This is a genomic window from Paraburkholderia sp. BCC1886, assembly GCF_900996245.1.
GTDB lineage: Bacteria > Pseudomonadota > Gammaproteobacteria > Burkholderiales > Burkholderiaceae > Paraburkholderia.
Map to the genome: position 1 here is coordinate 67,151 of NZ_CAAJGK010000096.1, position 19,321 is coordinate 86,471.

A 19,321-nucleotide genomic window follows, 5' to 3' on the forward strand; every position below is an offset into this window, starting at 1 on the left:
CGTTTTACTTCGGCTGCACTACGGCTGCTTCACTCGCGGTATTCACCGCAGCGCTCAGCGGATGCCGCGCATCGTGCAGATCGTTGGCACTCCATCCACCGCCCAGATCGCCGTACAGATTCGCGGCATCCACGAGACGGTTTTCCTGCACCGTCAATGCCGTCTGCTGGCTGCTCAGCGCCGTCGCCTGAGCGGTCGCCACCGTGGTGTAGTCGACGGTACCCGCCTGATATTCGTTGAACGCGATCTCCGCACCCTGCTTGGCATCGGCCACTGCCGAGTCCAGCACGACCGACTGCTCCGCGAGAATGCGCAAGCCGGAGAGGTCGTCTTCGATATCCTTGAAGGCGGTCAGCACCGTCCCGCGATAATTCGCCAGCGCGGCATCGTAAGCGGCCTTTGCCGCATCGACATCGGCACTACGCAAGCCGCCGTCGAACAGCGTTTCCGTCGCGCTGCCGCCGAGCGACCACACGTAGTTCGCAATGTGCAGCAGGCCGGACACCGGCGACTGTGTAAAGCCGTCCAGCGCCGATAGCGACACATCCGGGTAATAAGCGGACACGGCCACGCCGATCGCGGCGTTCTGCGCCGCCATATCGCGTTCCGCCACGGCGATATCGGGGCGCCGCTCAAGCAAGGTCGACGGCACGCCGACAGGAATGCCCGGCAGCGTCGGCATCGAGGTGCTCGGCGGAATCGTCAATTCTTCGGGGTTCTTGCCGACCAGCACGGCGATCGCATGCGTGTATTCGGCGCGCGACACACCGAGCGCGATCAGACTGGACTGCGCGTTTTCCAGCTGCGTGCGCGCGGTAATCAGATCGGACGGCGCGATCGTGCCCGCCTGCGACTGCTGGGAGATCACGTCCAGATAACGCTGATACGCCGCCACCGTTTGCCGCAGCAGGTCGGCATTCGCATCGCTCACCCGCAAGTCGATAATCGCGGTGGCGAGCGCCACCTGCTCGGAGAGCGTGGCGTTGGCGAGCGTTGCCTCGCTGGCTTGCGCGGTCGCCGCATTCTGCTCGATCGTGCGGCGCACCTGGCCCCACAGATCGGGCGCCCAGCTCACGTTGCCTTCCAGCGATCCGGAGTTGACCACGCGCGCGGTCGTGCCGCTCGCGGCGCGCTGGCGCGTCGTCGAACCGGTTGCGCCGACGGTCGGGAACAGACCCGCGCGCGCGACCCGCACGTCGGCCAGTGCTTCCTGATAGTTCGCGTAGTCCTGACGCACCGTCTGATTGGAGACGGACACCAGCGGCTCCAGCTCGTTCATCAACGGGTCGTCGAACGCGGTCCACCAGTCGCCTTTGGGCGCAGCGGCGTTCGGTTCGGCCTGAGTCCAGCCCGGCAGCTCGGAGTAGGTCGCCGGCACGTTGACCTGCGGACGATGGTAGTCGGGGCCGACCATGCAGCCGCTCATCAGCAGGGCGAGCGTGAGGGCGGCTAGCGGACGCAAAGGCGAGGCCAGACGCATGAGCGAATCGGATTGCTTCGGCGTGCCGGACGGCCTCGCGCGGGCGGGGAAAGTTTTCATCGTCATGCCTTCGTTTCCGGTTGTCCGGGTTCTGCCGAGTCCCGATTCCACGGGAGGCCTGCGGACCACTTGACCAGCTTGAAGCGCAAGCGGTCGAGGTAGAGATAGATCACGGGCGTGGTGTAGAGCGTGAAGACCTGGCTTAGAATCAGCCCGCCCATCACGGTGATACCGAGCGGCTGACGCAGCGACGCGCCCTGGCCGATGCCGATGGCGAGCGGCACCGCGCCGAGCACGGCGGCGAACGTGGTCATCATGATGGGTCGCAAGCGGACCACGGCGGCGGCGTGAATCGCCTCCTTGGCGGGCATGTTCTCGCTGCGCTGCAAGTGGATCGCCACGTCGACCATCATGATGCCGTTCTTCTTCACGATACCGATCAGCAGGATCATGCCGATCAGCGCGATCACCGAGAACGGCGTGCCGAAAATCAGCAGCGCCAGCGTCGCGCCGATGCCCGCGGAGGGCAGCGTCGACAGAATCGTCAACGGGTGGATCGAGCTTTCGTACAACACGCCGAGCACGATATACACGACGGCCAGCGCGGCGAAGATCAATAGCGGAATCGTGCTGGTCGATTGCGAGAAGGCCGCCGCCGCGCCGGCAAACGAACCGTGCACGCTCGCCGGCATGCCGATCTCGCGGATCGTGTCCTGTATGGTGCCGCCCACTTCGCTGAGCGAGCCGCCGGCCGGCAGATTGAACGAGATCGTCGCAGCCACGAGACCGCTCTGGTGGTTCACCTGAGTGGCCGTATGGCTGTTCGCGAACGTAGCCATGGCCGAGAGCGGCACCATCGTCTCGGCCGAGGTGCTGTCCGCGCTGCCGGTCGAACTGCCGCCCTTGCTGTTGGAGATGCTGTTGGTAGTCGCGTTCGCCTGCGCGTCCGAATTCAGCGAACTGGTGGACGAGGTGCTCGTCGTGGAGGTGGTAGTCGACGTCGTGGTCGGGGCCGACACCGTGTTGCCCGGCATTTGCGTCCCCGCCGTGCCGGTTGCATTGCCGGCCGCCGTGCTCAGGTAAATCTGGTTGAGCATCTGCGGATACTGCCAGTAGTCCGGCGCCACTTCCATCACCACGAAATACTGGTTGAGCGCGTTGTAGATGGTCGACACGCTGCGCTGACCGAACGCGTCGTACAGCACGCTGTCGATCTGGTTCGGCGCGAAACCATAGCGCGCGGCCGTCGCGCGATTCACGGTCACGTAGGTCTGCAAGCCGTTCTGCTGCAGGTCGGAGTTCACGTCGGTCAACTGGCCGCGCTTCTTGTTGAGCGCGGCGACCAGCAAGGGCGTCCACTTGAACAGCGCGGCGGAGTCGTCGCTGGTGAGCGTGTACTGGTACTCGGCGGCCGACTGCCGCCCGCCGATGCGCAAATCCTGCTGTGCCTGCAGGAACAGTCGCGCGCCCGCGACCTGATCGAGCTTGGGCCGCAAACGGTCGACCACCTGCGTGGCGGTGACGTGGCGCTGCGCGAGCGGCTTCAATTCGATGAACACGTTAGCCGTATTCAACGCCCGGCCGCCCGTGAAGCCTGCCACCGATTGCACCGCCGGGTCCTTCTGCACGATCTCCTGAAGCTGCTCCAGCTTCTTCTGCATCGAGGGGAAGGAGATACTCTGGTCGGCGATGATCTGGCCCATCAGGATGCCGGTGTCCTGCTCCGGAAAGAACGTGGCCGGCAGTGCCTTGAGCAGAAAGACGTTGCCCACCAGCAGGCCGATCAGCAGCAGAATGACCAGCAGCGAATGGTCGAGCACGGCGGTCAGCGTGTTCGAATAGCCTTCCTTGAAGCGCTCGAACTGCCGCTCGACCCATTGCGCCCAGCGCGCTTTCGACTGGCTCGCGTTGTCGCGGCTCAGCACGTACGCGCACATGGCCGGCGTCACCGTGAGCGAGATCAGCAGCGAGATCATGATGGCGATCGACAGCGTGACCGCGAATTCATGGAATAGCAGGCCGACCACGCCCGGCATCAGCATGATGGGCAGGAACACGGCGACCAGCGAGATGCTCATCGAGATCACGGTGAAGCCGACCTCGCCGCTGCCCTTGATGGCGGCTTCTTTCGGACTGAGCCCTTCCTCCATGTGGCGCACGATGTTCTCCAGCACCACTACCGCGTCGTCCACCACGAAGCCAGTGCCGATGGTCAGCGCCATCAGCGAGAGATTGTCGATGCTATAGCCGAGCAGATACATCGGCGCAAACGTGCCGACGATCGACAGCGGCAACGCCACCGCCGGCACCAGCGTGGCGCGCGGCGATTGCAGGAAGATGAACACCACGCCCACCACCAGCAGCACCGCGATGAACAGCGTGCGTTCGGTGTCGGAGACGGACGAGCGCACCGACTCCGAGCGGTCCACCGCGACGTTCACATGGACGTTGCTCGGCAGGGTCGCTTCGATGGACGGCAGCACGTTCCTGATCTGCGCGACGGTGCTCACGATATTGCTGCCGGGCGTCGGATAGACGATCACCAGCACGGCCGATTTGCCGTTGTAGAGACCCGCGTTGCGGATGTTCTCGTTGGAGTCGCGCACCTGGGCGACGTCGCGCAGGAAGACCGGCGCATTGTTGCGGTACGCCACGATCAGATCGCGGTAGGGCGCAGCCGACGTGATCTGGTCGTTGGACGTGACGACGTAGCGTTGCTTGCCTTCGTCGAGATGCCCCTTCGCGCTGTCGGCGTTGGCCGCGGCAATCGACGCGCGCACGTCTTCGAGGCCGAGACCGTAGCTGTTCAGCTTGCCGGGCTGCAGTTCGACCCGCACCGACGGCAAGGCGCCGCCGCCGAGCGTGATCTGCCCGACGCCTTTGATCTGCGAAAGCTGCTGCTGGATGACGGAGTCGGCGGAGTCGTACAACTGCGCCTTGGTGAGCGTGTCCGAGGTCAGCGCGAGCACCATGATCGGCGAATCCGCCGGGTTGTACTGGCGGTAGGTCGGGTTGCTGCGCAGGGTGGTCGGCAGGTCGGCGCGCGCGGCCTGAATGGCCGCTTCGACATCGCGCGCCGCGCCGTTGATGTCGCGCGTCAGGCCGAACTCGACCACGATCATCGAGGTACCCACCGAGTTCATCGAGGTCAGCTCCTGCACGTCGGCGATCGTGCCGAGCCGTCGTTCGAGCGGCTCGGCCACGGTGGACGCCATGATGTCCGGGCTCGCGCCGGCCATGGTCGCCTGCACCACGATCACCGGGAAGGCGATGTTGGGCAGCGGCGCGACCGGCAAGCGGAAATAGGCGAGGGCGCCGGCAATCAGGATCGCGACCGCCAGAAGCGTGGTCGCGACCGGGCGCCGGATGAAGAGCGCCGAAATGTTCACGGCGTGTCCTCCGCGGCTTCGCCCGGCGTCGCCGTGCGGTCATGACGATGGCGCCAGCGGTTCACGCGTTCGGCGGTGCGGTCGAAGAACAGATAGATGACCGGCGTCGTGAACAGCGTCAGCAACTGGCTGAGGGTCAGCCCACCGATGATCGCGAGCCCGAGCGGACGGCGCAGTTCCGAACCGGTGCCGGTGCCGAGCAGCATCGGCAGCGCGCCGAGCATGGCGGCGAGCGTGGTCATCAGGATCGGGCGGAAACGCAGCAGCGACGCCTGGAAAATCGCCTCGCGCGACGGCTTGCCGTGATTGCGCTCGGCGTCGAGGGCGAAGTCCACGATCATGATCGCGTTCTTCTTGACGATGCCGATCAGCAGCACGATGCCGATAATGCCGATCACGTCGAGATCGCTGCCGGCGATCATCAGCGCGAGCAGTGCGCCGATGCCGGCCGAGGGCAGGGTGGAGAGAATCGTCACCGGATGGATGAAGCTCTCGTACAGCACGCCGAGCACGATATACACGGCCACCAGCGCTGCGATCAGCAGATAGACCTCGCTGGAGAGCGAATCCTCGAACGCCTGCGCCGCGCCTTGCAGCGACGAGGTGATCGACGGTGGCAGGTTCACGGCCTGTTCGGCTGCGTGCACGTCCTTCACCGCGGTGCTGAGCGACGCGCCTTGCGCCAGGTTGAACGAAATCGTCACCGACGGGAATTGCGCCAGGTGGCTGATGGTCAGCGGCGACTTCGTGATCTCGATCTTCGCGATGGCCGACAGCGGCACCTGGCCGGTGCTGCTGGTCTGGCTCGGCAAATACAGATCGCCGAGCGACTGCACGGTCGGAATCGACTCCGGCTTGGCCACCAGAATCACGCGGTATTGCGCGGACTGTTCGAAGATGGTCGAGACGATCCGTTGGCCGAGCGCGTCGTACAACGCGTTGTCGATGGTCGCGGGCGTGATGCCGAAGCGTGCGGCCAGTTGCCGGTTCACCTGCACGTTCACGCTCAGACCGTCGCTATTCATGTTGCTCTGCACGTCGGTCAGCGACGGAATTTTCTTCATCCGCGCGACGAGGTCGGGCACGTACTTCTGGAACGCCTGCTGGTTCGGGCCGCGCAGCACGAAGCTGTACTGGTTCGGCGACACGGTCGTATCGAGCGTCAGATCCTGCACCGGTTGCATATACAGCCTGACGCCGGGCACGTCCGCCACTTCCTGCTGAAGACGCCGCGCGATTTCGGCGGCGGTGTCGGAGCGCTTGCCATGCTCGCGCAGGTTGATCAGGAAGCGGCCGTTGTTCAGCGTCGGATTCGTGCCGTCGATGCCGACATACGACGTGAGCGACGTCACGTCGGGGTCTTTGAGAATCGCTTCGGCGAGCGCGCTCTGCCGGTCCACCATCGCCGTGTACGAGACGGAGTTGTCGGCGACGCTGATGCCCTGGATTACGCCGACGTCCTGCGTCGGAAAGAGTCCCTTCGGAATCACGACGTACAGCAAGCCGGTGAGTACCACGGTGCCGATCGCCACTACCAGCGTCAGCACCTGGTGATCGAGCACCCAGGTCAAGCCGCGTTCGTAGGCCGCGAGCGTCTTGTCGAACAGACCTTCGCTGATGCGCTCGAAACGGCTCGGCTTGCGGTTCACCTGAGCGCGCAGCATCCGCGCGCAGAGCATCGGCACGACGGTGAGCGAGACCACCGCGGAGATCACGATGGTCACCGCCAGCGTCACCGCGAATTCGCTGAAGAGCCGGCCGATCACGCCGCCCATGAACAGCAGCGGAATCAGCACCGCGATCAGCGAAATGGTCAGCGAAAGAATCGTGAAGCCGATCTGCCCCGCGCCTTCGAGCGCGGCCTCGAGCGGCGTCTTGCCCTCCTCCAGATAGCGCACGATGTTCTCGATCATCACGATCGAGTCGTCCACCACGAAGCCGGTGGCGATGATGAGCGCCATCAGCGAGAGATTGTCGATCGAATAGCCGAGCTGATACATCACGGCCAGCGTGCCGATGAGCGAGACCGGCACCGAGACGCTTGGAATCAGCGTGGCCGGCACGTTACGCAGGAACACGAAAATCACCATCACGACCAGCGCGATGGCCAGCACCAGTTCGAGCGCGGCGTCGTCCACCGACGAACGGATCACGCCAGTGCTGTCCGAGACCACCGTGACTTTCATGCCGGCCGGCAGCGTCGATTCGAGCTGCGGCAACTGTTTCATGATCTGGTTGACGGTGGCGATCACGTTTGCGCCCGGCTGACGCTGCACGTTCAGCACGATGGCGGGCGCGCCGTTGTACCACGCGCCGCGCTCGACGTCCTGAGCGGCCGAGGTCACCCGCGCGACATCGGAGAGCAGAACCGGCGCGCCGTTCTGATAGGCGATGACCGTGCTCAGATAATCTTTCGGATCGCTGATCTGGTCGTTGCCGTTGATCGTGTAGTCGAGCTTCGGGCCGTCGAAGTTGCCCTTCGGCTGACTCACGTTGACATAGCTGAGCAGCGTGCGCAGATCGTCGATATTCAGGCCGTAGGCGGCCAGTTTGTGCGGGTCGGCTTCCACACGCACGGCGGGCACGTTGCCGCCGCTGGTGGTCACCACGCCCACGCCCGAGACTTCGGAAATCTTGGTGCCGAGGCGGTTGTTGGCGGCGTCCTCGAGTTGCGTGAGCGACATCGACTTCGAGGTGACCGCGAGCGTCAGGATCGGCTGGTCGGCCGGGTTCACCTTCGCGTAGGTCGGCGGTCCGGGCAGGCCGGTCGGCAGATAGCTGTTGGCCGCGTTGATCGCCTGCTGCACGTTCTGCTGCGCGATGTCGAGGTTCAGAGACAGGTCGAACTGCAGCGTGATGACCGACGCGCCGTCCGAGCTGTACGAGGTCATCTGCTGCAAACCGGGAATCTCGCCGAGTTGCACTTCGAGCGGTGCGGTGACGGTGGTCGCCATCACGTCCGGGCTCGCGCCGGGATAGAAGGTCTGCACCTGGATGGTCGGATAGTCGACCGTGGGCAGGGACGAGACCGGCAACATGCGCATGGCGACGAGGCCCACCATCACGAGGGCGATCATCAGCAGCAGCGTCGCCACCGGTCGAAGAATGAACAGACGGGAAATATTCATCGGCGCGTGGGTCCGCTACTACGAAGCCGCAACGGCAGAGGCGGCGCTCGACGCCGCCGACGCGGGTGCCGCAGCTGACGCGCCCGAGGCACCCGATGCGGTCGCTGGCGCTGCCGGCGCCGATGCGCCACTGGCTGGCGTGGCTGGCGTGGCTGGTGCGGCGGCTTCCGTGCGCGGTTTGATCTTCGCGCCGTCGTTCAGCCGGTCGGTGCCGTCGGTCACCACCACGTTGCCGGCCGCGAGACCGGACGTGATGACCGTGTTCTTGCCGTCGCTCGGTCCCAGCGTGACCTTGTGCACGGAGACCGCATTGTTCGCGTCGACCAGATACACGTAGTTGCCCGGCGCGCCGGTTTGCACGGCGGGGGTCGGCACGAGCACGACGTTCTGCAGCGTATCCACCAGCAGCTTCACGTTGACGAATTCGTTGGGGAATAGCGCTTCGTCGTCGTTGGGGAACGAGGCGCGCAGGCTGACGGTGCCGGTGGCGGTGGCCATCTGGTTGCTCACGGCGTACAGCTTGCCGGTCGCGATTTCATGCGAGTTGTCGCTGCTATAGGCGGTGACGGTAAGCGCCGCACCGGTATTGAGTCGTTGCACGACGCTCGCGAGCGAGTCCTGCGGCACGGTGAATTGCACGGTAGTCGGCTTCACCGTAGTGATGACGACGATACCCGTGCTGGACGAGGCCGTGACGTAATTGCCCGGATCAACCAGACGCAGCCCGACCTTGCCGGACACCGGCGCGGTGATGCGGCAATAGGCCAGATCGAGGTCGTATTGCGCGATGTTCGCGAGGTCCACCTTGACCGCGGCTTCGTCCTGCTGCACGAGGAACTGCTGATCCGCGAAGGTCTGTTCGGCGATCGACTTGTGTTCGTTCAACTGGGTGTAGCGGGCGAGATCGGCGCGGGCCTGGGCCAGCGCGGCGCGGTCTTTGGCGAGCGTCGCCTCGGCTTGCTGCTTGTCGATCTCGTACTGACGCGGATCGATCTGCGCGAGGAACTGGCCTTTCTTGACCTCTTCGCCTTCGTGATAGCCGACCTGCGTGAGGTAGCCGCTCAACTGCGGCAGCACGGTGACCGTGGCGGTCGGCGTGACCGTGCCCAGTTCGCTGAGGGTGACCGGCATCGAGCCGAGCGTCGCGCTCGCCACGGTCACTACGGTAGGTGCGGCGGCACGCACCGGCTTCCTGCGCGTCAGCAGATGGAAGGCGACAAACGCGATCAGCGCCAGCACGATGACAATCAGCAGAATGAGCCCGCGTCGGGGGCGTTTCGGTTGCCTGGACACGGCTTCGCTCATAGAGGTCTCCAAAAACAGGTACTGGCGGTGATGGTTGAAATGGGATTGATTTTCTTTGAACCCGGAGAAACGCTTTGTTACGTTTCTATCGGGTCTTTATGAAAGTTATCTGTAATCCGGGTAACTCGAATCCTGTGTTGCGTCGGAATTAATTGTTCTTTGAAGCCATTGCACAATAGCGTCGCCGATTGCCCGGGCGCGGCCGGAAAGGCGCGTCCATCAGGGTGAAGAGCGGGATTTGCACCGCACACGCAGCGCCGCGGCTTAACGAAAAAGCCGGTCGATCGACTATACCGAGGTATCCCCGCATTAGATATTTTCGATTATTACTGTTCGTGAGCAAGCCGGTCGCAACAGCAATGCGTATGCCTGGATTTCTTTCGTTATGAAAGATATCCGCTTTAACGCGTTTTAATTCGGGGTGTGCGAGGGAGAGGACCGGACGCTATCCGGTCGCTCGAATAGCGGGCAGTTACTTCGCCGCTGAATGGGTGTTCGCGATGTCCACGACCGCCTGCTTCACGTCGATGGCGTGCGGAATCAGCTTGCTGTGGAACGCGAGATCGGCGGAATGCTGTTGGGCCTCGACGACTTTGGCATTGATCGGATAAGTGACACCCCATTCGAGCCGCGGCAAGGCCGTTTGCCATACCTCGTGCGGAACGCCGGTGTTCTTGCTGAGCAGATCGATCGTCTCTTCGGGATGGGCGAGGCTGTACTTCGTTTGCTGCGCGAGTTGATCGAAGAGCAGTCGCAATGCCGCCGGGTAAGTCGTGGCGAAACTGCGCGTCGAAATGTAGAAGCCATACTGCGGTTGCGACAGGTCGCCAATCTTGACGATCGTGCGCGCACCCGTGGCGCGTTCGGTGTCCGCGTAGCGCGGGTCCGGTACGGCCCACGCATCGATGTCGCCGCGCTCGAAGGCGGCGCGCGCGTCGCTATAGGCGAGATACGTGAAGTGCGTGGAGGCGGGATCGATACCGGCGTCGGCAAGTGCCTGCAACACGAACAGATGCCCTTGCGAGCCCTTCGCAAAGGCGATCTTTTTTCCCACCAGATCGCGCACGTTTCTAATCGGCGAATTCTTCGCGACGATGATGCCGTAACTCGTGCGCATGACCGGCAGATTGGCCACGTACACCAATGCTGGCGCGCTGCCGGCCTGCGCGAGAATGGGCGGCGTGGAACCCACGGTGCCGACGTCGACATCGCCGCTATTGATTGCTTCGATTAAAGGCGCGCCATAGACGAATTCAATCCACTTCACTTTCACGTGATAAGGCGCGAAGGCTTTCTCCAGATTGCCCGACAGACGGAGCGCGACGAGTCCGTCGCCCTTCTGGATACCGATGCGGATTTCCTGCGGGTACGCATCGGCCGGGTAAGCCGGAGTCGTGGCATCGAAGCTGAACAGCAGTGCGGCGAGTGGGGCGATGAGGCGCCTCAGGGAGATTCTTGCGGTGGCATTCAAGAGGGAAGTCCCGTGCGGTAGGTCAGGAAGGAAAATAGCGATTGGCGGGACGCGGCAAACCGTAATGGCCGCGCAGCGTGTCGGCTTCGTATTCGCGACGGAATAGCCCGCGCTTCTGCAAGAGCGGCACGACCTGATCGACGAACACGTCGAGTTGCGCGGGCAGAACCGGCGGCATCACATTGAAGCCGTCGGCCGCGCCGTTCTCCGTCCATTCGGCGATGACGTCCGCGATATGCTCCGGCGTGCCCGCCAGCGCAAAGTGTCCGCGTGCGCCCGCGAGCCGGTGCAACAGACCGCGCAACGTCAGCCGTTCGCGTGCGACGAGGTTCGTGATGACGGCGGCGCGGCTTTGCGCGGCCTGCACGGTGGACGGGTCGGGAAAGTCGTCGACGGACAGCGGGTGGTCGAGTCGCAGCGACGAAAAATCGTAGCCGCCGAAACGGTCCGAGAGACGCGCGAGTCCCACGCTGACCTCGGTGAGCGCGTTCAACTCTTCGTGCAAGGCCTGCGCTTGTGCTTCAGTCGCGCCGATGGTCGCGCTCAAGCCCGGCAGTATCACGATGTGGTCCGCCGCGCGTCCGCGTGCGAGCGCGGCCGCTTTCAGATCGCGATAGAAGTCGATGGCCGATGCCTGAGTCAGATGTGCGGTGAAGACCGCTTCCGCGTATTGCGCGGCGAACTGCTTGCCCGCCGTGGACGAGCCGGCCTGCACGAGCACCGGCCAGCCTTGCGGCGGCCGCGGCAGATTCAACGGGCCGGCGACCTGGTAGAACCTGCCCTTGTGCTCGATCGGCCGCACGCGCGACGGGTCCACATAACGGCCAGCGGCGATGTCGTCGAGCACGGCGTCGTCGGCCCAACTGTCCCACAGCCCGGTGACGACTTCGAGAAACTCATGCGCTCGTGCATAACGCTCGGCGTGTTCTATCTGCTGCTCGTAGCCGAAGTTCGGCCCTGCACCCCCGACCCAGGAAGTCACGATGTTCCAGCCGACCCGTCCACGCGTGATGTGATCGAGCGAAGCAAACTGACGCGCCAGATTGAACGGTTCGGTGTACGTGGTGGAGGCGGTGGCGATCAGTCCGATGCGCTGCGTGACGTGCGCGAGCGCCGCAAGCAGGGTGAGGGGTTCGAGCCCGCCGGTGGCGACGAACTGCGCGCCATCGTTGAGCGCTAACGCATCCGCGAAAAAGATCGAATCGAAGCGGCCCTTCTCGGCCTGGGTGGCGAGTCCCGCGTAATAGTCGATGTCGGTAAGCGCGTGCCGCGATGCGCCGGGGTGACGCCAGCCGGCCTCATGGTGGCCGCGGCCGTGAACGAACAGATTGAGATGGATTTGTCTGGGCATGACGTGAGCACCACGCTGACCGGCACCAGGCCATCCTGGCGCAACGCGCGAACGATTTTAGGTGCCCGTCGCGCTCGCGCTAACCATCAACGTGTCATATCGATATGGCTTAAGACGGGAAGCAATGTGCGGCGCGCAGCGTGTGTTCAAGGTTTCCTCATATCAATCGAAGCATGGTTTTTTGCGCGGGAATGTCGGGAAATTTTTCCTTCGATCGACCTGCTCGCCAAGGCGTCGTGCGCGTGATCGGGAAGATTGTCGAAATTATTCCTTATCGACCGCGCTTCAATTTCGGTGCACGAACGAAGCGTTTATACTTCGCTTTCCAAAAAGTTCAATGCTTTAAAAGCCTTGGCCAATTCAAAGCGTCTGCTTCGTCAGCTACGAACGTGAATTCGACGTTCACCGGTTTTCCCTCGCTATACATAACGCTAGAAAGCGGGACGTCGTCGTGCGATCTCGCCGCATCCTCGGGGATAACCTGCTCCTGGCAACACATCCGCACATGACGCGAAATCTGAAATTAGTGGGCGTTGCTGCGGCAACGATATTGGCATGGTCTGGCGCAGATAACGCGCAAGCGCAAGCGAGCACGGTCACCGTTTCGGGCGTGCAATACCGATTGTGCGGACAGGAAAACGGCAACTGTTCATTCCTGGGCACGGGCGCGGTGGTGTTCGGCGCCGTGCCGCCCGATGCACCGTCGGTCATGTTGAGCGCGCCGCGCACCTTCAGCAATGGCGTCGGTTGTTATGTCGGCGCGGTCGCGCAGAGCGATCCTGCGTTTGGATATGGCAAGGCTTGCTGGGTCAGCGCCGTGGCGGCGAATGTGGTGTCGGCTACGCCTGCGCCGACTCCGGCACCCATACCAACGCCGACGCCGACGCCGACGCCGACGCCGACGCCGACGCCCACACCGACTCCTACGCCCGCACCGGCTCCTACACCCGCACCGAGTCCTACACCGACTCCCACCGCCACGCCGGCTTCCTCTTCCACGTCGACGCCCACGCCGTTCAACGCGTCGATGTCATGCGGCGCGCCGTCACAAACCGCGGGCGGCACGCCCAACGGTTCGATCAGCGCCGACACGCCGACCACCGACGGTCTGCGCATCTTCCAGAACAACGCAGCGTTCACGCTGTCCATCGCGACGAACACCTCGCGCGCCGACACGGTGATCTGGTCCGTCGCGGATTCGACGGGCATCATCCGCAATCAGGGCAGCTTCGCGGTGAGTTCGGGCGTGCAGACCAGCAAGATTACCTGCAAGTCCACCTGGTCCGGCTATGCCGCCTTGACCGCGACGCTGCGCTCGAGCGGCGGCACCTTGCCGCAAAGCGGCACACGTCCGGTCGGTATCGCCACCTTCGGCATTCTGCCGAATCTCAGTTCGGTGATCGGCACCGTCACCTACGCGCACCAGGACCAGCATCGCTTCGGCATGCAGGGCTTCAACGGCAATATCGCGGCGCTGCATGCGCTCGGCGTTTCATGGACGATCGACGACCGTCAGCAATCCGCGATGGAACCCAACGGTCCCGACACGTACACGCCGAGCGTGAGCGACCTCGATCCGTTCTATAAGGCCAATCCCGACCAGATGCGTATCGTGCGTCTCGACGGACTGCCCGCGTGGGACTCGAAGACGGGGCAATTCAACGACAGCTATTACGCGCCGTCGAATCTCGCCGAATACCAGCGCTTCATGAGCAAGGTCGGCACGGATACGAGCCTGATCCGCGCGGCGAATTACCCGAACCAGCAGAGCAACTACTATCAGGTGACATGGGAGCCGAGCCTCGGCTGGGCCGATAGCGACGCGAACTTCGTCGCGCTGTACAAGGCTGCCTACCAGGGCATCCACTCGACCGATCCGAATGCGGTCGTGATGGGCACCGGCAACCCGTTCCCCGCGAATTGCGATACCTGTACCACGGGTTATCTGCAGAAGTACGGCGCGCTCGGCCTGTGGAATTACATCGACGCCGTGGCGACGCATGGCTACTGGAATGCGGGCACGTACCCGTCGCATCCGCCGGAATTGCAGGACTCGGATCCGAGCGCGGCGAACCAGGCCAATGCACTCGACAATCAGATGACGCAACTGCGTTCGGTCATGCAGGCCGGCAAGCCCAACATGAAGCTGTTCTTCACCGAAGCAGGCGTGAGCTACGACCCGGGGCTGAATTACGGGCCGACCGTGCCGTCGCAGAACCAGTTGTTCGCTCACGCGGCGGTCGGTGTGCGCGCGCATATCATCGTGCTGGGCGGCGGCGCGCAGACCACCACGTTCTTCTACGGGCCGGATTATCCGGGCGAAGTCGGATACGGTGCGTTCTTCGACCTGAACGATGCGCAAGGCGCGTACGGCGCGACCAACCTGTCGCCGAAACCGGAGGCCATGGCCTTTGCCGCGATGACGCGTGTACTGGACGGCACGAATACATTGGGACGCGTCAACGGCGCGCCGGCCGGCAGCTATGTCTACGCGTTCCAGCAACTCGGCAACGGCAAGGTAATTACGGCTGCGTGGACCCACAGCAATGCGCAATGGCCGACGAGTAGCGGCACCTACAGCCCGACGTATTCGACGGCTTACTCGCTGCAGGTCGACAACGCGGGCACCTCCGGTACGGTCACGAGAATCGACGGCGACGGCAACGCCAGCACGCTGCCTTATAGCAATGGCAAGGTCGCGTTGACCCTGACCGAAGTGCCGCAATACATCGTGTCGACCAACGCGACGGTGGCGAGGAGTAATGCGACCGTGCCGCTGGGTTACACGGGGCAATAAGCAGTTAGATCAACGACCGTGCATCGACTCTATCCCGCGAAGAATCAGATCGATTCCCGCGAGAAAGTCGGCACGGTCGTCATGCGCGCTCAACTTCGCGGCGATGCTGCGCGTGAAGGGATAGTCGTTCGCATCGAGTTGCGACCATGCCGTCGCCACGTCTTCCAGAAAATCGGTTCGATCCGTGCCCTGTGTGAGGGCGATATGCGTGTTCGCGGCGTTCTGCCCGCCCACGCCGAGGATGTAATGCAGTAATGCCGATACCGTGGCCCACTGCGCCTTCGCAGGCACGCGAAGCGCGCGGACCTGCTGGCCAAGGCATTCGAGTACGCGCACCATCGGCAATTCCCACGGCGCACGGGTCAGCGCCGCGCCGACCCAGGGATGCGCATCGATAGCGTCGAACATGCCGAGCGCGAATGTGCGGATCGTGGCTGCCGGTTTGGCGCCAGCCGGCGGCAGGCTCACCGTCCCGGCGATGATGGTGTCGCACGCGGCGGTAAGCAGGGCGCTGCGATTGTCGATGTGCCAGTAAATGGCGCCCGGACCCGTCTCGAGACGCTGCGATAGTGCGCGAAAAGTCAGACCGCTCTCGCCGCTTTCATCGAGGATTTCGATCGACACTTCGATAATCCGCTCGCGAGAGAGCGAATCTTTTTGCCGTTGCGTGCCGTGTGTTTTCTTGACCATGGGCGCCATCTTGACACAAATGGAATGCTGTTCCAAGATCCCGCTGGAATGACGTTCCATTAACCACGGTGGCCGCATGGCGGCCTTCGGTTCGAGAGGCAATCGCATGACACATCCGGTCGCAGTCATCGGCGCGGGGCTCGGCGGTCTGACGCTCGCTCGCGTGCTGCACGTTCACGGCATCGCGGCGACGGTCTATGAAGCGGAGCCATCGGCAGACGCCCGCGCGCAGGGCGGCATGCTGGACATTCACGAGCACAACGGGCAGCTTGCGCTGAAAGACGCGGGGTTATTCGACGCGTTCGTGCAACTCATTCACGCCGGAGGACAGGCGTCGCGAATCATGGATCGAGCGGGCAACGTGCTGCTGGACGAGCCGGACGAAGGCACGCTTCATCGTCCCGAAGTCAGCCGTGGTGCGCTGCGGCGCATGCTTCTCGATTCGTTGCCTGAGGGCACGGTTCGCTGGGGACATAAGCTGGCGAGCGCAGCGCCGCTCGGCGCTGGGCACTACGGGTTGACCTTCACGAACGGCTCGACTGCGACCACGGGTCTTCTGGTGGGTGCGGACGGTGCGTGGTCGAAGGTTCGTCCGTTGCTGTCCAGTGCGAAGCCGGTTTATGTCGGCACGTCGTACGTCGAGACCTATCTATACGACAGCGATCGCCGTCATGCCGCGAGCGCACAGGCCGTCGGCGGCGGCGCGCTGTTCGCGCTTGCGCCGGCAAAGGGTATTCAGGCGCATCGTGAGCCGGACGGCGTTTTGCACACCTATGTCGCGTTGAGCAAGCCCGAGGCTTGGTTTGCCGATATCGACTTCGCCGATCCCGCAACTGCACGCGCGCGTATTGCTGCGGAATTTACCGGTTGGGCGCCCGCGCTCACTGCGCTCATCACCGATGGCGAGACCGCTCCCGTGCTTCGCTCGCTACACACGCTTCCTGCCGATCACCGGTGGGAGCGCGTGCCCGGTGTCACCTTGCTGGGCGATGCGGCGCATTTGATGGTGCCGTCAGGCGAGGGCGCGAATCTCGCGATGTTCGACGGCGCGGAACTCGGCAAGGCCATTGCAGCGAACCCTGCCGATATTGAAGCCGCGTTGAGCGCGTATGAGAAAGACCTCTTTCCGCGCAGTGCAGCCGAAGCAGCGGACGCGCTGGAACTCCTCACGGTGTGCTTCGGTGAAGCCGCGCCGAAGAGTCTCGTCGAATTCTTCATGCACGCGGCCAGGTAATCGTCAGCGTTTTTCGACCATCACGAACTGGCCTGACCGTGCTGGCGCGGGCAAAGCCAGCGCCGCAGCACTGGTGTTTCCGGTGCGCTTTCCGGCACCTCGCGCCACCATTTCTCGCCGCGATGCGGCGCGCTCAGGTCGAGCCGTTCGCCCATACGCGGCGTCGAGATCGGAATGCCGCGCACCGCCGCGAGGCCAATGGCGCGTTCATATGGTTCCTGCCAGCGATGCATGGCGAGATCGAACGTGCCGTTATGCACCGGCACGAGCCAGCGGCCACCCAGATCGACATGGGCTTGCACGGTCTCTTCGGGCTGCATGTGAACGTAGGGCCATTGCGCGTCGTAAGCGCCGGTTTCGAGCAGCGTCACGTCGAACGGACCCAGGCGTTCGCCGATCGTCCTGAAGCCGTCGAAATAACCCGTATCGCCGCTGAAGAACACGCGCAACGTGTCGTCGACGATCACCCACGAAGCCCACAAGGTACTGTTGCCATCGAACAGACTGCGCCCGGAAAAATGCTGCGCCGGCGTAGCAGTGAACGAGAGCCCGTCGATCTCGATGTTTTCCCACCAGTCGAACTGCCGAACCTTGGCCGCATCGACTCCCCATTCGATCAGGCGGTCGCCGACCCCGAGCGGCGTGAGAAACACCTGCGTGGTGGCCGCCAGCGCAAGCACGGTCTCGCGGTCCAGATGATCGTAATGATCGTGCGACAGAATCACGCCGCGCAGCGCAGGAAGATCGGCGAGTGCAATAGGAGGCGCGTGAAAACGTTTCGGTCCCATGCGTTTGAATGGCGAGGCGCGCTCGCCGAAAACCGGATCGGTCAACCAGAGTTGCCCGCGCAACTTGAGCAGCATCGTGGAATGGCCGAGGCGATACAGACTGCGATCGGGCGCGGCGTGAATCTGCGCGGCGCTGAGCGAGGCAATGGGTAAGGGCTGCGCCGGCACTGTACCGCCTGGTTTCCTGAACAGCAGGTTCCACATGATGCTCAGCATCTTGCCCAAGCCTTCGACGGGACGCGGTGCGACATTGCGGAAACGCTCGCCGTCGTGCTGAGCCGACGTGTCGAACGAGTCGCGGCCACGCTGCGCTGCCGTGAAGCCCAGCGTGCGGCGAATAGAGCCGAGGGAAAAAGTCATGTCGGACGTCCCGAGCGAAAAGTAGACTGGCCAGTGTAATTTATTTTCGAGAAAAGTAAACTGCCCAGTGTAAAATTCGGCCGATGAACAGCACTGCTCCTTCTCTCCGTCTGACCGACCGCAAGCGGGCCGCCGTGATCGCCGCGGCCATCGAAGAATTTCTTGCGGCAGGTTTCGAGGCGACCAGCATGGACCGCGTTGCGGCGCGCGCGAGCGTGTCGAAGCGCACGGTCTATAACCATTTCCCGAGCAAGGAAGCGTTATTCGCAGCGATTCTGCGGCAGTTGTGGGATTCGAGCGATGCCGCGGCGGCGCCTGCTTACTGCTCGACGCAACCGTTGCGCGCGCAATTACTCCACATGCTGGTGAAGAAACTGGCTTTGCTGAACGACGAGGCGTTTGTGTCGCTAGCGCGAGTGGCCATTGCAGCGGGGATTCATTCGCCCGAACGCGCGCGCGACATGGTGGCGCGCATGGGCGAGCGCGAGGAAGACCTGACTGTGTGGATTCGGGCGGCAGCGGCCGATGGACGACTCAGGACCGCGGACCCGGTGTTCGCCTCGCTGCAATTGCAGGGACTGGTGAAAGCATTCGCCTTCTGGCCGCAGGTAACGATGGGCCAGGCGCCGCTCGACGCGCAGGAACAGCAGCGGGTTGCGGAGTCGGCTGCCGATATGTTCCTGGCGCGTTATGCGTGAAGCGGCTTGAGAAAGTTCTAACCGGTTGCGTTATCGGCAGTGGTTAGAACAGCAGATTCAACGTGCCGACGGCGGACCCGAATAACGCCATTTGCTGGCATTGGAATCGATGCGTGAGTCTTCGATTCGGCGCTGTTCGGCGCGTGCGTTATCGGCTTGTTGAAGGGCGAGTGCCTGTGCCTGACGTGACAGAGCGTATTCGCTCACGGTGCTGGAAGTACGCGGTGCTGCTGCTTTGACTGGCGTTGCCATGATCATCCCGAAACGAGGGACGCCGGATGCGCCCGTGCACCGACTGTATACCCATCGATCACTATAAGCACGCTTTCATTTGCCGAAGTACTGCCGTGCCCGACGTTATTTCAAGTTGTTGAGCTCGGCACGCGCCAATGTCTCGACTGATTCCCACGCAGCGGCTTCGCACTCGAACAGCGTATCGAGGCCAACGCCTTCGCCGTTCTTCGGCGTGCCTTTCGGTACCACGCATACACTCGCCATCCAGCCATCGGCCACGTGATCGCTGACGGTCATATACGCGTCGTAGGACGCGCTCGAGATCATTCTGTCGGTCATGGCATACCCGTGCGGTTGAACGACGGCTGGACAGGCCGGAAAGCCGTCGTCGTGGCG

12 protein-coding genes are annotated in these 19,321 nt (G+C 63.3%); 3 read left to right on the top strand and 9 right to left on the bottom strand.

All coding sequences use genetic code 11. The features are described 5' to 3' along the window. Positions 1-4: 4 nt before the first annotated feature. The 6 genes from FQ746_RS28865 to FQ746_RS28890 all read right to left on the bottom strand — a co-directional run bounded on the left by FQ746_RS28865 (position 5) and on the right by FQ746_RS28890 (position 12,124). On the bottom strand, positions 5-1,480 hold the full coding sequence (locus FQ746_RS28865; RefSeq protein ID WP_144113482.1) for an efflux transporter outer membrane subunit: 1,476 nt from the start codon (positions 1,478-1,480) through the stop codon (positions 5-7). A 62-nt stretch (positions 1,481-1,542) separates the two neighbouring features. Continuing rightward, positions 1,543-4,869: an efflux RND transporter permease subunit gene (locus FQ746_RS28870; RefSeq protein ID WP_144113207.1), complete on the bottom strand. Its 3,327-nt coding sequence runs from the start codon at positions 4,867-4,869 to the stop codon at positions 1,543-1,545. Next, positions 4,866-7,997 (bottom strand): efflux RND transporter permease subunit, encoded by a 3,132-nt coding sequence (locus FQ746_RS28875; protein ID WP_144113208.1) that lies wholly within the window; start codon positions 7,995-7,997, stop codon positions 4,866-4,868. The genes FQ746_RS28870 and FQ746_RS28875 overlap by 4 nt, the downstream gene beginning before the upstream one ends. A gap of 18 nt (positions 7,998-8,015) precedes the next feature. Further along, the gene (locus tag FQ746_RS28880; protein WP_144113209.1) at positions 8,016-9,302 is read right to left on the bottom strand and encodes an efflux RND transporter periplasmic adaptor subunit; all 1,287 of its coding nucleotides are present in this window, start codon (positions 9,300-9,302) and stop codon (positions 8,016-8,018) included. Between the two features lie 472 nt (positions 9,303-9,774). After that, complete coding sequence (locus FQ746_RS28885; protein ID WP_260854197.1) at positions 9,775-10,773, bottom strand: aliphatic sulfonate ABC transporter substrate-binding protein; 999 nt, start codon at positions 10,771-10,773, stop codon at positions 9,775-9,777. A 22-nt stretch (positions 10,774-10,795) separates the two neighbouring features. Then, entirely contained in the window at positions 10,796-12,124 is a 1,329-nt protein-coding gene (locus FQ746_RS28890) for an LLM class flavin-dependent oxidoreductase (RefSeq protein WP_144113210.1), read from the bottom strand. Positions 12,125-12,629: 505 nt separating this feature from the next. Between FQ746_RS28890 and FQ746_RS28895 the strand changes: the two genes are divergently transcribed. Further along, positions 12,630-14,921: a hypothetical protein gene (locus FQ746_RS28895; protein ID WP_144113211.1), complete on the top strand. Its 2,292-nt coding sequence runs from the start codon at positions 12,630-12,632 to the stop codon at positions 14,919-14,921. Between the two features lie 9 nt (positions 14,922-14,930). Here FQ746_RS28895 and FQ746_RS28900 read toward each other — a convergent pair whose 3' ends face one another. Beyond that, positions 14,931-15,611 carry a TetR/AcrR family transcriptional regulator gene (locus tag FQ746_RS28900; protein WP_144113212.1) on the bottom strand — a complete coding sequence of 227 codons (681 nt, stop codon included), beginning with the start codon at positions 15,609-15,611 and terminating at the stop codon, positions 14,931-14,933. Between the two features lie 106 nt (positions 15,612-15,717). On the opposite strand from FQ746_RS28900, the gene FQ746_RS28905 reads away from it, so the two are divergent. After that, positions 15,718-16,845: an FAD-dependent oxidoreductase gene (locus FQ746_RS28905; RefSeq protein WP_144113213.1), complete on the top strand. Its 1,128-nt coding sequence runs from the start codon at positions 15,718-15,720 to the stop codon at positions 16,843-16,845. Positions 16,846-16,865: 20 nt separating this feature from the next. On the opposite strand, the gene FQ746_RS28910 is transcribed toward FQ746_RS28905, so the two are convergent. After that, complete coding sequence (locus tag FQ746_RS28910; protein ID WP_144113214.1) at positions 16,866-17,993, bottom strand: MBL fold metallo-hydrolase; 1,128 nt, start codon at positions 17,991-17,993, stop codon at positions 16,866-16,868. 83 nt (positions 17,994-18,076) lie between these two features. Here FQ746_RS28910 and FQ746_RS28915 point away from each other — a divergent pair, with 83 nt between their 5' ends. Continuing rightward, on the top strand, positions 18,077-18,691 hold the full coding sequence (locus FQ746_RS28915; protein ID WP_144113215.1) for a TetR/AcrR family transcriptional regulator: 615 nt from the start codon (positions 18,077-18,079) through the stop codon (positions 18,689-18,691). A 357-nt stretch (positions 18,692-19,048) separates the two neighbouring features. On the opposite strand, the gene FQ746_RS28925 is transcribed toward FQ746_RS28915, so the two are convergent. After that, complete coding sequence (locus tag FQ746_RS28925; RefSeq protein ID WP_144113217.1) at positions 19,049-19,264, bottom strand: hypothetical protein; 216 nt, start codon at positions 19,262-19,264, stop codon at positions 19,049-19,051. Positions 19,265-19,321: the final 57 nt, after the last annotated feature.

What these genes read in the sequence shown, in the direction of transcription:
- FQ746_RS28905 (WP_144113213.1), top strand. Translation starts at nt 15,718, where the DNA reads ATGACACATCCGGTCGCAGTCATCGGCGCGGGGCTCGGCGGTCTGACG.
- FQ746_RS28890 (WP_144113210.1), bottom strand. Translation starts at nt 12,124, where the DNA reads ATGCCCAGACAAATCCATCTCAATCTGTTCGTTCACGGCCGCGGCCAC.
- FQ746_RS28910 (WP_144113214.1), bottom strand. Translation starts at nt 17,993, where the DNA reads ATGACTTTTTCCCTCGGCTCTATTCGCCGCACGCTGGGCTTCACGGCA.
- FQ746_RS28875 (WP_144113208.1), bottom strand. Translation starts at nt 7,997, where the DNA reads ATGAATATTTCCCGTCTGTTCATTCTTCGACCGGTGGCGACGCTGCTG.
- FQ746_RS28915 (WP_144113215.1), top strand. Translation starts at nt 18,077, where the DNA reads ATGAACAGCACTGCTCCTTCTCTCCGTCTGACCGACCGCAAGCGGGCC.
- FQ746_RS28900 (WP_144113212.1), bottom strand. Translation starts at nt 15,611, where the DNA reads ATGGTCAAGAAAACACACGGCACGCAACGGCAAAAAGATTCGCTCTCT.
- FQ746_RS28880 (WP_144113209.1), bottom strand. Translation starts at nt 9,302, where the DNA reads ATGAGCGAAGCCGTGTCCAGGCAACCGAAACGCCCCCGACGCGGGCTC.
- FQ746_RS28865 (WP_144113482.1), bottom strand. Translation starts at nt 1,480, where the DNA reads ATGCGTCTGGCCTCGCCTTTGCGTCCGCTAGCCGCCCTCACGCTCGCC.
- FQ746_RS28895 (WP_144113211.1), top strand. Translation starts at nt 12,630, where the DNA reads ATGACGCGAAATCTGAAATTAGTGGGCGTTGCTGCGGCAACGATATTG.
- FQ746_RS28925 (WP_144113217.1), bottom strand. Translation starts at nt 19,264, where the DNA reads ATGACCGACAGAATGATCTCGAGCGCGTCCTACGACGCGTATATGACC.